This is a genomic window from Streptomyces sp. NBC_00620 (assembly GCF_026341825.1).
In the GTDB taxonomy this organism is placed as follows: Bacteria; Actinomycetota; Actinomycetes; order Streptomycetales; family Streptomycetaceae; genus Streptomyces.
Window position 1 is genome coordinate 1928225 of sequence record NZ_JAPENY010000001.1, and the last position, 13317, is coordinate 1941541.

A 13317-nucleotide genomic window follows, 5' to 3' on the forward strand; every position below is an offset into this window, starting at 1 on the left:
CTATACACATCATGAGGAAAGTACGCAAATCACCCAACCCGAAAGTGAGGGACCATGGCCAGGAATCAGGTCATGAAGCTGTGGACCGCCATCGTCACGCTCCTCCTCGCCGTGTTCACGGCGGCCGGATTCGTCACTACGACCGCAGCCGCGGCCGTACCTCAGTCAGGGACCGTCCGCAACGCCGGTACCCCGGCCGTGATGGTTCCGGCGGCGCCCGTCTGGTCCGGAGCACATGATCGGGGCCTGCCCCCGACAATGAAGCAGCGCATCCGAGCCGAGGCCCACGGTTCGTCCCCGTCCTGCCGCCATCGCCCGCCGCTGGACGCGACCGCTGCCGAGACGCTGGACGCAACCGAGGCCGCGACGACCGACTCTTCCGTCACAGCAGGCTCGACGACGGAAACCGGATCCACCAGCACGGTCGACTGCCCCGCCGGCGCCCGATGACCAGCATGTGCCGGCCTGTACGTCAGAGGGCGTCAGCAGATCTGCCGGAACCTTGTAGCGCGAGTTCGCCAGGCAGTTCGACGCGTGTGCCGCAGAAGCAGAACAGCGCCGCCTCGGCGGTGGCCGGTGCGCCCAGGTCGATCGTGAGGATCTCCTGTAGTTCCCGGAACAGTTCGGCTGTCTCGCTGCCCCGCGCGACCAGGATGCTCATTTCGTCGGGGTCCCAGATGGCGATCTTCGGCAGGTCGTCCGCCACGCAAATCAGGATGCACACAGCTACCTCCCCAGGGGTGCACAAAAGCATGAAGTGATCCCGCTCCGGGAGGCCAGCGGACTACCGATCGTACTCGCGGCCCGTGCGCCATATATCCGCTCTCGGGATATTCCACAGAGATGTGCCACACCGGGGAGAACGTGGAGACAAATCACCCAAGTCGGAGCTGTGCCAGTGTCCTTCAGATGGCGCGGCTGAGCTGGAGCATCGCCTCGGCGTTCTTGACCAGGTCACGCTGCCTGGACTCGGGCAGCTGCCGGTAGAGCCGCAGCAGCTGAGCCTCCCGTTCATCGCCACTGGGACCGGGTACCGGTCGTCCGACGGAGGCGAAGAACTCCCGCGGCGTGGTCTTCACACCCCAGCGACGGAACACCTCCACCATCGCCCGCAGTTTGTCGGGGTCGATGCGGGACGTTCCACGGGTCCGGTTCACCCACGCGTTGAGCGTCGGGTACGAGATGCCGGCCTGCTCGGCCAGATCCTTCTGCGTCCGGCCCTGCGCTTGGGCAAGAAGGCGTTCCAGCAGGGCAGCCAGGTCTTCACCCCTGTGGGCGAAGTCCTCGCCGGAGCCGAGTTCGCCGGATGGATGAGGGCCTTTGGTCACGTTTCCGAGCATCAACCAACAACATCCACATGCGCAAGTAGATCGCAGATCGACATGCGGTTTTCCGGGAACAGGAAGCATTCAGCTCTACCCGCGTGCTACAGCATGCCCCTGAGACCCTCGGCCCACATGGGCTTTCCCTCTTGACTAAATCTACATCTACATGAATAGTGTAGACACTGTGGGCCACTCGACCTCCCTACATCCCATCGACGCCCACGCGTCACCGAATCACCTGAGCGTGCCGTGCGCGACAGCTGCCGCCACACGCGTCCCTTACCTCAAGAATCTACATCTACATGAAGATTGGATATGGATGACGAAGGCCGCGCCTCCTGAAGCGATCACCGCGACCACCGCCACCACCTCGATCACCTCGATCACCTCGATCACCTCGACCCACCCGTCCTTAAGACGAGTCCACAAGCCTCTGTGACAAAGGAGCACACAGTTCGTGTCCGCACAGATCAGACGTGACACCGGGACGCCGCGAGCAGCGGAGCCCGAATTGGTGGCCCGGGCCCGCGCGGGCGACCGCGAGGCGTTCGCCGCCCTGTATGTCCAGCACCAGCGCTTCGTGTTCCGCTACCTCCTCTTCCGGACGCGGAACCGGCACCTGGCCGAGGACCTCACCCAGGAGGTCTTCGCACGGGCGCTGCGCCGCATCACCTCGTACACATGGCAGGGGGCGGCGTTCACCGCCTGGCTGCTCGCCATCGCCAGGAACCTGCATCTCGACGAGGTACGGACGAGCCGCACCCGGCTGGAGACACTGGTCCCCGAACTCGAGGACACCGACGTACACGACCGCAGCGCCGAGTCCACCGCGCTGCGCGAGTTGGAGGCGGTCGAGGCACTCACCGCTGTACGGAGCGCGCTGCACACGCTCAGCCCGCAGCAGCGGCAGTGCCTGGAGCTGCGCTACATCGGCGAGATGTCGTCCGCCGAGACCGCACACACCATGGGGCGCAGCATCGGCGCGGTCAGGGGACTGACCTTCCGGGCGATGCAGAAGCTGCGTACGGCCACGGAGGCGAGCGCCGCGTGAACAGGAACCTTCCGCACGCCGCACGGGTGATCCGCACGGTCATGGAGGCCGGTGGCACCGATCCGGTCACGGCCGCGGCCCATGCCCTCGACGGCGAACAGCTCCTGGTCGACCCGGAGAAGTCCTACGGCATCGTGCTGCACCGCACCGCGACCGGGGGTTGGTCGCGCGGGCCTCGGCAGATGACGGAACTGGAACGGCAGGCGCACGCCTGGGACACGTCCTGTCGGCATGCCCGTCTCGTCGCGGCCGCCATCGAGCAGCGCATCGGCCGGCACCAGGACTTCCAGAGCGTCCAGGCGAACGGCGACCAGGTGCGCGTCGTACTCCTGGTCAGCCATCAGGACCAGTGGAAGCGGTGGCGCTCGCACTTCGGCATCACGCACGACGGCGAGCGGCTGCTGCCCGATGCGGTGATCGGTGAGTGCCTCCACGAAGGAGTACGAGTATCGGTGGTGGCGTACGAGCTCCCGCCGCCGTCGCCCAACCCGAGGAGCCCGGAGGCGGCGCGGGCGTTCGAGTTCGGCGGGCGGGTGTACGACCTGACGGTTCCTCAGTGCGATGCGCACGGGCAGGTCTGGTACTTCCAGGGCTGGCGCGGCCACGACGGCATGCCCTTGCTGTCGCTGGACGGCCGTCCGGAGCGGTGCTCGCTCCCCAACGTGGCAGCGCATCTGGGCCCGTTGACTCCCGCACAGGATCCGTTACGGTCGGTTGTCGCCGACGCGGCCGGTGAGCTCGAGATGAGCGAACCGGCCGTACAGGACGCCACGACCGTGACCGCGACACCGAGCGAGCAGGCTCGGTGAGGGCCTACGGCGACAGATTCCGGGCGTCGGCGGCCGGAAAGCGTCCCGCGGAGTCCGCCGAGGCCGTCGTCCCTGGCACCGGCGAGTCGTGGCAACGGACGGCTGCGCGTGACGCGGAAGCGGACTGCGGCGCACCGGACTGGGGGCTGAGTGCCACGTGCCGGAACGAGGATCCCGAGCTGTGGTTCTCCGACAGGACGCGGGCGACCGCCATCGCCATCTGCAACTCCTGCCTGGTTCTTCAGGAGTGCCGTGTGGCCGTGCTGCACCGTGAGGCCGGACTCCCCGCGTCCGACCGCGCGGGCATCGCCGCGGGCCTCACCGGCGCCCAGCGCCACGAGCTGGACAAGCGGCGCACCCGACGGGCCGAGGTGCCGTCGGCTCCACCCGCCCGGGTGGCTCCCCCGCGCGAGGAAATCGCGCCGTGCGGAACCCGTGCGGCCTACCAGCGGCACGTACGCAAGGGGGAGCCGCCCGACGACGCCTGTCGGGCCGCCAACGCCCGTGGCGCCAGCATTTACCGGCGTACCGGGTCGACGTTGCGCTCCGCCGGCCGGCCGCCGCCCGGCGAACAGCACGGCCGGTCCAGCTCGTGGCGCTGGGCGCCGATCCGACCCCGGCCCACCGAACCGCCCGTAGACAGTGGGTGCGGAACGCGGACCCCGCCCCAGTGAGCCTCGTCCTGGATCGCAACCCGGAGCAACCCATGTCCACATCCGTCACGCCCTCGCCCCCGGAACCGGCTGACCGGCCGCGATCCGGCCCACGACGCCACGGTGCCGCCGGCCGGTTCCAGGGCTTCCTCGAAGCGGCCTTCCGGCGCCGTTCGACGCGGGAACAAGCCGGTGTCCCCGCCCAGCCCCCGCCTGCCGACCCGCAGGCGCCCGGCCGGGAGGTGTCGGAGGTGACTCGCTGGCAGCAGCACGCCGACGCCTACGAGCAGCAGTGCGAGAGTCTCGAGCGGGAACGGGCGCATCTCCTCGCCTGGCTCGCGGTGCTGCATCCGGCGACCTCGGTCCTCGCCGGATGCAGCACCGGCGGGGACGGCCGGCACGTCCTGCACTTGGTGGCCGGGGGCAGGCAGATGTCCTGGCTCGTCGCGCCCAGGGACATCCCCCTGTTCCGCCACACGCACCACGTGGAGACCGTCGAGCCGGTGAACGCACGCGCGCGTGCGGACGACCGTGAGACGGAGGCGAAGTACGCGCACCTCCGCCGGCACACACGCCTACTGGCCCTGGAAGAGGGCGTGGCGACGGTCGTCGAGGAACTGCGCCGCCGCGCCTGACAGAACCCTGCCTGCGCTCCCCGCACTCCGGTCGGCAGGCTCGGGAGGCACGTCGACCGGAACACACGAGCCCGGCGGATCGTCCGATCCGCCGGGCTCGTCAATGGCCATGGGCCACTGTGCGGCCGGCCGGGTCCGCACCATGACAAAGACCCCCAACCACAATCGGTTGGGGGTCTTCATGCTGGTGGGGCTAACAGGATTTGAACCTGTGGCCTCATCCTTATCAGGGATGCGCTCTAACCAACTGAGCTATAGCCCCGCCGCGCTTTGCGGTGTTCGTCCCGCGCGCTGACCTCTGAAGATTAGCGCACGACGCGGCCAGTCCCAAAATCGATAGTCGGCGGACGTTTGAGAGGCCGCTCGCTCGTGCTTATTCGTCCTCTGCGAGCGTCAGCTCGATGCCGCCGACGAAGCCGGCGGAGAGGTTGTAGATGAACGCGCCGAGCGTGGCGAGCGCGGTGGCGAGGACGACGTCGATGACCGCGATGACCGACGTGAACATCAGGACGTGCGGCAGGGAGAGGAACGACTGCAGGTCGAAGCCGTTCGACTCGTTCGAGCCCGTGGCCTCCGAGATGGTGCCGCCGACCGTCGAGAAGACGCCCATCGCGTCCATGACCATCCACAGCACCGCGGCCGCGACGATCGTGCAGATGCCGAGAGCGATGGAGAGCAGGAAGCTGACCTTCATCACCGACCACGGGTCGGCCTTGGCGACCCGCAGCCGCGCCTTGCGCGTCCGCGGCATCGTGCGCGCGCCGGTGCGCGGCCGGCGGACCGCGCCAGACGGCGGCTGCGCCGGGTACGCCTGCGGCGGGTGATACGGCTGCGCGGGCTGCGACGGCTGCCGCTCGCCCGGCAACGGCGAACCGGGCAAAGGCGAAGCAGGCAACGGGGAACCGGGCAGGGGCGAACCCTGGTGCGGCGTCCCTGCCACCGGCGAACCGGGCGGCGGAGGCGGTCCTGCCGGGGCCTCCCCGCCCACGTACTGCTGGGCCTGCGGGCCTCGGGTGTCCGTCACAGTTCCCCCCTGGGATCCATGAGAGTCATGGGAGTCAGTCGCATCCATGGCGGGGCCACGGCCGCCGTCCGTTTCCGTACCGGTCGATCCGGCGCCCGTGGCTCCGCTCACGCTGCCTCACTCCTCGCGCTACTCGGCCGAGGACGGCTCGCCCTCTTCCGTACCGACGGCCTCGACGCTTTCGACGGTCTCGTCCACGGCGTCCTCGCCGTCGACTTCCTCCGCCTCACGACCGGCCTCGGCGTTACGAGCGATACCGACGACGGCATCGCGCTTGCCCAGGTTGATCAGTTGGACGCCCATGGTGTCACGGCCCGTCTCCCTGACCTCGTTGACTCGCGTACGAATCACACCACCGGACAGCGTGATGGCAAGGATCTCATCGGTCTCCTCGACCACCAGCGCGCCCACCAGAGAGCCACGGTCCTCGACGATCTTGGCGGCCTTGATGCCCAGGCCACCGCGACCCTGGACGCGGTACTCGTCGACGTTGGTCCGCTTCGCGTACCCACCGTCTGTAGCAGTGAACACGAACGTACCGGGTCGAACAACATTCATCGAGAGCAGCTGGTCTCCCTCGCGGAAGCTCATGCCCTTGACGCCCGAGGTGGCGCGGCCCATCGGACGCAGTGCGTCGTCCGTCGCCGTGAACCTGATCGACTGTGCCTTCTTGCTGATCAGAAGCAGATCGTCCTCGGCAGAAACGAGTTCGGCTCCGATCAGTTCGTCATCGGAACCGTCCTCCGTTTCACGGAGATTGATCGCGATGACGCCGCCCGAGCGCGGGGAATCGTAATCCTTAAGAGGCGTCTTCTTAACCAGGCCGCCCTTGGTGGCCAGGATCAGATAGGGCGCCGCCGCGTAGTCACGGATCGCGAGGATCTGTGCGATCTGCTCGTCCGGCTGGAAGGCCAGCAGGTTGGCTACGTGCTGGCCGCGCGCGTCACGGCCGGCGTCCGGAAGCTCGTACGCCTTGGCGCGGTAGACGCGGCCCTTGTTCGTGAAGAACAGCAGCCAGTGGTGCGTCGTAGACACGAAGAAGTGGTCGACGATGTCGTCCTGCTTCAGCTTCGTGCCGCGTACGCCCTTGCCGCCGCGCTTCTGCGAGCGGTAGTCCTCGGTCTTGGTGCGCTTGATGTAGCCACCGCGCGTGATGGTGACGACGATGTCCTCTTCGGCGATCAGGTCCTCCATGGACATGTCGCCGTCGAAGGGGACCAGCTTGGAGCGACGGTCGTCGCCGAACTTGTCGACGATCGCGGTCAGTTCCTCGCTGATGATCTGCCGCTGACGCACCGGCGAAGCAAGGATCGCGTTGTACTCGGTGATCTTCGCCTGGAGTTCGTCGTGCTCCTGGACGATCTTCTGACGCTCCAGGGCTGCCAGTCGGCGCAGCTGCATCTCGAGGATGGCGTTCGCCTGGATCTCGTCGATCTCCAGGAGGCCCATCAGGCCCTCGCGCGCGATCTCCACGGTGTCACTGCGCCGGATCAGCGCGATGACCTCGTCGATGGCGTCCAGGGCCTTCAGGAGGCCACGCAGGATGTGCGCGCGCTCCTCGGCCTTGCGCAGCCTGAAGCGCGTACGGCGGACGATGACCTCGACCTGGTGGCTCACCCAGTGACGGATGAACGCGTCGAGCGACAGCGTGCGCGGGACGCCGTCGACCAGCGCCAGCATGTTGGCGCTGAAGTTCGACTGCAGATCGGTGTGCTTGTAGAGGTTGTTCAGGACCACCTTGGCGACCGCGTCGCGCTTCAGCACGATGACCAGGCGCTGGCCGGTGCGCGAGGACGTCTCGTCGCGGACGTCGGCGATGCCGCCGACCTTGCCGTCCTTCACCAGGTCGGCGATCTTCTGCGCGAGGTTGTCCGGGTTGACCTGGTAGGGGAGTTCCGTGACCACCAGGCACTGGCGGTTCTGGATCTCCTCGACCTCGATGACCGCGCGCATCGTGATGGAGCCACGGCCCGTGCGGTACGCCTCCTCGATGCCTTTTCGGCCCACTACTAGGGCACCGCTGGGGAAATCGGGGCCCTTGATGCGCTCGATCAGCGCGTCCAGGAGCTCCTCGTGCGAGGCCTCGGGGTGTTCCAGGTACCACTGGGCGCCGGCCGCGACCTCACGCAGGTTGTGCGGCGGGATGTTGGTCGCCATACCGACCGCGATGCCCGCCGAGCCGTTGATCAGCAGGTTCGGGAAGCGGGCCGGCAGAACGGTCGGCTCCTGGGAGCGGCCGTCGTAGTTGTCCGTGAAGTCGACGGTCTCCTCGTCGATGTCACGGACCATCTCCATGGACAGCGGCATCAGCTTGCACTCGGTGTACCGCATGGCGGCGGCCGGGTCGTTGCCCGGGGAACCGAAGTTGCCGTTGGAGTCCACGAGCGGCATCCGCATCGACCACGGCTGCGCGAGGCGGACCAGCGCGTCGTAGATCGAGGAGTCGCCGTGCGGGTGGTAGTTGCCCATGACGTCGCCGACGACGCGGGCGCACTTGTAGAAGCCCTTCTCGGGCCGGTAGCCGCCGTCGTACATGGCGTACAGGACGCGGCGGTGGACGGGCTTGAGGCCGTCCCGGACGTCGGGCAGCGCACGCGACACGATGACGGACATCGCGTAGTCGAGATACGAGCGCTGCATCTCCGTCTCGAGCCCGACGGGCTCGACGCGCTGGGCGATGACGCCCTCTTCAGGCGTACTGGGAGTGTTCTCGTCGGCCATTGCTGGTGAAGATCCTTTCTGGTGCGGTCAGCTGAGACCGACTCAGATGTCGAGGAAGCGGACGTCCTTGGCGTTGCGCTGGATGAACGCGCGGCGCGCCTCGACGTCCTCGCCCATGAGGACCGAGAACAGGTCGTCGGCCTGGGCGGCGTCGTCGAGGGTGACCTGACCGAGAACGCGGTGCTCCTGGTCCATGGTCGTGATGCGCAGCTCCTCGGCGTTCATCTCGCCGAGACCCTTGAACCGCTGGACCGAGTCCTCGCGGATGCGCTTGCCGGCCTGCTTGCCCAGCTCGATCAGCGCGTCGCGCTCACGGTCGGAGTACGCGTACTCGAAGTCGTCGCGACCCCACTTGATCTTGTACAGCGGGGGACGCGACAGGAACACGTGCCCGGCCTCGACCAGCGGCCGCATGAAGCGGAACAGGAACGTCAGCAGCAGGGTGTTGATGTGCTGGCCGTCGACGTCGGCGTCCGCCATCAGGATGATCTTGTGATAGCGGAGCTTCTCGATGTCGAAGTCCTCGTGGACTCCGGTGCCGAAGGCCGAGATCAGCGCCTGGATCTCCTGGTTCTGCAGGATCTTGTCGATCCGCGACTTCTCGACGTTGAGGATCTTTCCTCGGATCGGGAGGATCGCCTGGTACTGCGGGTTGCGCCCGGACTTGGCCGAGCCGCCGGCGGAGTCACCCTCGACGATGAAGATCTCGCACTTGGTGGGGTCGTTCGACTGGCAGTCCGAGAGCTTGCCCGGCAGGGACGCCGACTCCAGCAGGCCCTTGCGGCGGGTGAGGTCACGCGCCTTGCGCGCCGCCACGCGCGCGGTGGCCGCCTGGATGGACTTGCGGATGATGTCCGAAGCCTCGTTCGGGTTGCGGTCCAGCCAGTCCGTCAGGCGCTCGTGCACGACCTTCTGCACGAAGGTCTTCGCCTCCGTGTTGCCCAGCTTGGTCTTGGTCTGGCCCTCGAACTGCGGCTCGCCGAGCTTGACCGAGATGATCGCGGTCAGACCCTCGCGGATGTCGTCACCCGTGAGGTTGTCGTCCTTCTCGCGCAGCAGCTTCTTGTCGCGCGCGTACCGGTTGATCAGACCCGTCAGAGCGGCCCGGAAGCCCTCTTCGTGGGTGCCGCCCTCGTGCGTGTGGATGGTGTTGGCGAAGGAGTACACACCCTCGCTGTAGCCACTGTTCCACTGCATCGCGACCTCGAGGGAGAGCAGGCGCTCCTTGTCCTCGGCCTCGATGTCGATCACGGTGTCGTGGACGACGTCTCCCTTGCGGGAGTTCAGGTACTTCACGAAGTCGACGATGCCGCCCGCGTAGTGGTACGTGACGGTCTTGACTTCGTCCTTCTCATCGGCGCCCGCCTCGTCCGCCCCGGCGGTCGCCTTGGCCGAGTCGCGCTCGTCGGTGAGCTTGATGGTCAGGCCCTTGTTGAGGAACGCCATCTCCTGGAAGCGCCGCGAGAGCGTCTCGAAGGAGTACTCGGTGGTCTCGAAGATGTCGCCGTCGGCCCAGAAGGTGACGGAGGTGCCGGTCTCGTCCGTGGCCTCGTGCTTGGCCAGCGGGGCGGTCGGGACGCCCGTCTTGTAGTCCTGCGTCCAGCGGTACCCGTCGGTCTTGACCTCGACGGCGACCTTCGTCGACAGGGCATTGACGACGGACACACCCACGCCGTGCAGACCGCCGGACACGGCGTAACCGCCACCGCCGAACTTGCCGCCCGCGTGCAGCACCGTGAGCACGACCTCGACGGCCGGCTTGCCCTCGGAGGGGACGATGCCCACCGGGATGCCACGACCGTTGTCGATCACGCGCACGCCGCCGTCGGCCAGGATCGTGACGTCGATGGTGTCCGCGTGGCCGGCCAGCGCCTCGTCGACGGAGTTGTCGACGACCTCCTGCACGAGGTGGTGCAGTCCGCGCTCGCCTGTCGAGCCGATGTACATACCGGGTCGCTTGCGGACCGCGTCCAGACCCTCGAGGACGGTGATGGCGCTGGCGTCGTACGAGGCTGTGACCTCGCCGTGCGAGGTAATGGCCTCGGCGTTGACGCCGGCGTCGGTGGACGGGATGTTCTCGTTGGGGTTGCCGGAATCGGCCACGAAGCGCCCTTTCTGGCACAGCACAAGCCAAGCTCCTGACGGGTGGCCGGAGCGGCTGCGGCGTGTTGCGTTGGTAAGCCCTAGTCAGCGTTGCTCGGTGCGTCCCACAAGTGGGGCGGGATTAGCTTCCAGTCTACCGGTAGCGCCGACTGCGATGGGGGTTTGCCGGTACCTGAGTCCGCATGTGCCGCCCTGAACCGGTCTCGGCCGACTCCCCATATGCGGACCCGGGCCCAAAGAGGCTCACAGCGGCACTCAGCGCTTCCGGGTGTCAACCCTTGGCTACTGCCGAGTCAGGTCGGTGTTCGCAACCGCACGCGGGCAACCGCGGCCGACGGTTCCGGCCTGTCCCGATCACCCGTAGGTGTCGCCGGGACCCTTGCTTCCGGGGGCGCGCAGGGGACCGAAGCGGCGGGGGGGACCACCGGGACCCTGCACCTTGATCAGGCGCACCGAGCCGTGCCCCAGGTCCTCATTCAGTCGCGCGACCAACTGCGGGGCACGCAGCCTGATTTCGGTGGCCCACGCCGTTGAGTCGCAACGGACGGTCAGCTCTCGCGCTTCCTCGTCATATCGCTCCGGCTTGCAGTGCGTGGCGATCGCGTCGCCGACGATCTCCGGCCAGCGGCCCATCACGCCGCCCACCGCGGCAGGCGTCTCCCAGCCGCGCTCGGTGAGCAGCCGGTTGATGGCGGCACCGAGCGCCATCGGGTCGCGCCCGTCGGCGCGCGCGCCGGAGCGCAGGCCACCGCCGCGCCGCGCCTGCTTCTTCTGCTGCGCCGCGTCCCCACGCGCGCGTGCCTGTTCTTTCGCGGCGCGCAGGGCCACGCGCGCGAGGTCGACGCCGGACGGTTCGGGGGCCTTGGGGCTCGCTGCCGGGTCAGGTGTGTTCTCCGTCATACGCGTTCCACCCCGCCCTCGGACACGGCGAACCGCGTCCCCGCCAGTACGCCCGGTACGTCGTCGTCGACCGCGGCGGTCACCAGCACCTGCTCGCCGGGAGCGACCAGTTCCGCGAGCCGTTCCCTCCTACGGGTGTCCAGCTCGGCAAATACGTCGTCCAGCACCAGAACCGGCTCATTGCCCTCGGACCTGAGCAGGTCGTACGAGGCCAGGCGCAGCGCCAGCGCGTACGACCAGGACTCGCCGTGTGACGCATATCCCTTCGCGGGCAGCTGGCCGAGCTTGAGCAGCAGTTCGTCCCGGTGGGGGCCCACCAGGGTGACGCCCCGCTCGATCTCCTGCTTGCGGGACTCCAGGAGGGCGGCCATGAGCTGCTCGTACAGCTCCTCGCGCGCGTGGCCGACGATTTCGGGCGACGAGGGCTTGTACTCCAGCGCGATCGGGCCACCGCCGGGCGCCAGCTGTTCGTACGCCTTGTCGGACAGCGGCTGGATCGCGGAGACCAGGTCGAGCCGCTGGGCGAGCAGCTCGGCGCCCACGCGCGCGAGGTGCTGGTCCCAGACGTCGAGCGTGGAGAGGTCCATGGTGCGGCCACCGTGGCGCCGGGCCAGCGCGGCCGACTTGAGGAGCGTGTTGCGCTGCCTGAGCACCCGGTCGTAGTCGGAGCGGACGCCCGCCATCCGCGGGGAGCGTGCGGTGATCAGCTCGTCGAGGAAGCGGCGCCGCTCGCCGGGGTCGCCCTTGACCAGGGCGAGGTCCTCGGGAGCGAACAGGACGGTACGGACGATGCCGAGCACGTCGCGGGGTCTGACCTGCGAGGACCTGTTGATGCGGGCACGGTTGGCCTTGCCGGGGTTCAGCTCCAGCTCGATCAGCTGCTGACGCTCGCCCTGCCGCACATTGGCCCGGATGATCGCCCGGTCCGCGCCCATGCGCACCAGCGGCGCATCGGAGGAGACGCGGTGGCTGCCGAGGGTCGCGAGATAGCCGACCGCCTCGACGAGGTTCGTCTTGCCCTGTCCATTGGGGCCCACGAACGCGGTGACGCCCGGGTCGAGCGGGACCTCGACCCGGGCGTAGGAGCGGAAGTCGGCCAGCGACAGATGCGTGACGTGCATGGTCGTTCGCCGACCTCCCCCAGGGTTGTGGATCCGCGGGCTTTTGGCCTGTGGATCTGTGGATTACTTCTTCTCGACGGCGTGGCCGCCGAACTGGTTGCGCAGGGCGGCGACCATCTTCATCTGCGGCAAGTCGTCCTGCCGTGAGGCGAACCGCGCGAACAGCGAGGCGGTGATCGCGGGCAGCGGCACCGAATTGTCGATGGCCGCTTCGACGGTCCAGCGGCCCTCTCCCGAGTCCTCCGCGTAGCCGCGGAGCTTGTCGAGGTGCTCGTCCTCGTTGAGGGCGTTGACGGCGAGGTCCAGGAGCCAGGAGCGGATCACGGTGCCTTCCTGCCAGGAGCGGAAGACCTCGCGTACGTCGGTGACGGAGCCGACCTTCTCCAGGAGCTCCCAGCCCTCGGCGTAGGCCTGCATCATGGCGTACTCGATGCCGTTGTGGACCATCTTGGAGAAGTGGCCCGCGCCGACCTTGCCGGCGTGGACGAAGCCGAAGTCGCCCTCGGGCTTGAGCGCGTCGAAGACCGGCTGGACCTTGGCGATGTTCTCGGCGTCGCCGCCGACCATCAGGGCGTAGCCGTTCTCCAGGCCCCAGACGCCGCCGGAGACGCCGGCGTCGACGAAGCCGATGCCCTTGATGCCGAGTTCGACGGCGTGCTTCTCGTCGTCGGTCCAGCGGGAGTTCCCGCCGTCCACCACGACGTCGCCGGGCTCCAGGAGCACGGCCAGCTCGTCGATGGTGGACTGGGTCGCGGCACCCGCCGGCACCATCACCCACACCACACGCGGGCCCTTGAGTTTGCCCACAAGCTCTTCCAGGCTGTGGACATCGGCGAGGTCCGGGTTGCGGTCGTATCCGAGGACGGTGTGGCCTGCGCGGCGAATCCGCTCGCGCATGTTGCCGCCCATCTTGCCGAGGCCGACGAGACCGAGCTCCATCAGTTGTTCCTTAGGTTTGCGACGTGGCGTGACGGC

13 protein-coding genes and 1 tRNA gene are annotated in these 13317 nt (G+C 68.0%); 5 read left to right on the top strand and 9 right to left on the bottom strand.

Translation table 11 applies throughout. The features are described from left to right. Positions 1 to 54: 54 nt before the first annotated feature. Positions 55 to 450: a DUF6344 domain-containing protein gene (locus tag OG246_RS08855; protein ID WP_266458345.1), complete on the top strand. Its 396-nt coding sequence runs from the start codon at positions 55 to 57 to the stop codon at positions 448 to 450. Positions 451 to 472: 22 nt separating this feature from the next. Here the strand turns inward: OG246_RS08855 and OG246_RS08860 are convergent, their stop codons facing one another. Beyond that, positions 473 to 706, bottom strand: a complete 234-nt coding sequence (locus OG246_RS08860) for a hypothetical protein (protein WP_266458347.1) — start codon at positions 704 to 706, stop codon at positions 473 to 475. Between the two features lie 199 nt (positions 707 to 905). Continuing rightward, complete coding sequence (locus tag OG246_RS08865) at positions 906 to 1328, bottom strand: helix-turn-helix transcriptional regulator (protein ID WP_266458349.1); 423 nt, start codon at positions 1326 to 1328, stop codon at positions 906 to 908. Between the two features lie 454 nt (positions 1329 to 1782). Here OG246_RS08865 and OG246_RS08870 point away from each other — a divergent pair, with 454 nt between their 5' ends. Genes OG246_RS08870 through OG246_RS08885 form a run of 4 tightly spaced genes read left to right on the top strand, consistent with a single transcriptional unit; the run spans position 1783 to position 4473 of the window. Next, positions 1783 to 2376: an RNA polymerase sigma factor gene (locus OG246_RS08870; RefSeq protein WP_266458351.1), complete on the top strand. Its 594-nt coding sequence runs from the start codon at positions 1783 to 1785 to the stop codon at positions 2374 to 2376. Next, a complete protein-coding gene (locus OG246_RS08875) occupies positions 2373 to 3185 on the top strand; it encodes a BN159_2729 family protein (protein WP_266458352.1) in 813 nt (270 codons plus the stop codon). Before OG246_RS08870 ends, OG246_RS08875 begins: the two co-directional genes overlap by 4 nt. Beyond that, on the top strand, positions 3182 to 3859 hold the full coding sequence (locus OG246_RS08880; RefSeq protein WP_266458354.1) for a WhiB family transcriptional regulator: 678 nt from the start codon (positions 3182 to 3184) through the stop codon (positions 3857 to 3859). The genes OG246_RS08875 and OG246_RS08880 overlap by 4 nt, the downstream gene beginning before the upstream one ends. Positions 3860 to 3891: 32 nt before the next feature. Continuing rightward, positions 3892 to 4473, top strand: coding sequence for a hypothetical protein (locus OG246_RS08885; protein ID WP_266458357.1), 582 nt, complete (start codon positions 3892 to 3894; stop codon positions 4471 to 4473). Between the two features lie 185 nt (positions 4474 to 4658). Here the strand turns inward: OG246_RS08885 and OG246_RS08890 are convergent. From OG246_RS08890 to gnd, 7 genes are all read right to left on the bottom strand, one after another. Then, positions 4659 to 4735 (bottom strand) — tRNA-Ile (locus OG246_RS08890). Between the two features lie 111 nt (positions 4736 to 4846). Further along, a complete protein-coding gene (locus OG246_RS08895; protein WP_266458360.1) occupies positions 4847 to 5608 on the bottom strand; it encodes a DUF3566 domain-containing protein in 762 nt (253 codons plus the stop codon). Between the two features lie 18 nt (positions 5609 to 5626). Then, complete coding sequence (gene gyrA, locus OG246_RS08900; RefSeq protein ID WP_266458362.1) at positions 5627 to 8218, bottom strand: DNA gyrase subunit A; 2592 nt, start codon at positions 8216 to 8218, stop codon at positions 5627 to 5629. A 42-nt stretch (positions 8219 to 8260) separates the two neighbouring features. After that, positions 8261 to 10321 carry a DNA topoisomerase (ATP-hydrolyzing) subunit B gene (gene gyrB, locus OG246_RS08905; protein WP_266458365.1) on the bottom strand — a complete coding sequence of 687 codons (2061 nt, stop codon included), beginning with the start codon at positions 10319 to 10321 and terminating at the stop codon, positions 8261 to 8263. 354 nt (positions 10322 to 10675) lie between these two features. Next, the gene (locus OG246_RS08910) at positions 10676 to 11221 is read right to left on the bottom strand and encodes a DUF721 domain-containing protein (RefSeq protein WP_266458368.1); all 546 of its coding nucleotides are present in this window, start codon (positions 11219 to 11221) and stop codon (positions 10676 to 10678) included. Then, a complete protein-coding gene (gene recF, locus OG246_RS08915; RefSeq protein WP_266458376.1) occupies positions 11218 to 12342 on the bottom strand; it encodes a DNA replication/repair protein RecF in 1125 nt (374 codons plus the stop codon). The genes OG246_RS08910 and recF overlap by 4 nt, the downstream gene beginning before the upstream one ends. A gap of 63 nt (positions 12343 to 12405) precedes the next feature. Beyond that, the gene (gene gnd / locus OG246_RS08920) at positions 12406 to 13281 is read right to left on the bottom strand and encodes a phosphogluconate dehydrogenase (NAD(+)-dependent, decarboxylating) (RefSeq protein WP_266458379.1); all 876 of its coding nucleotides are present in this window, start codon (positions 13279 to 13281) and stop codon (positions 12406 to 12408) included. Between the last annotated feature and the right edge of the window lie 36 nt (positions 13282 to 13317).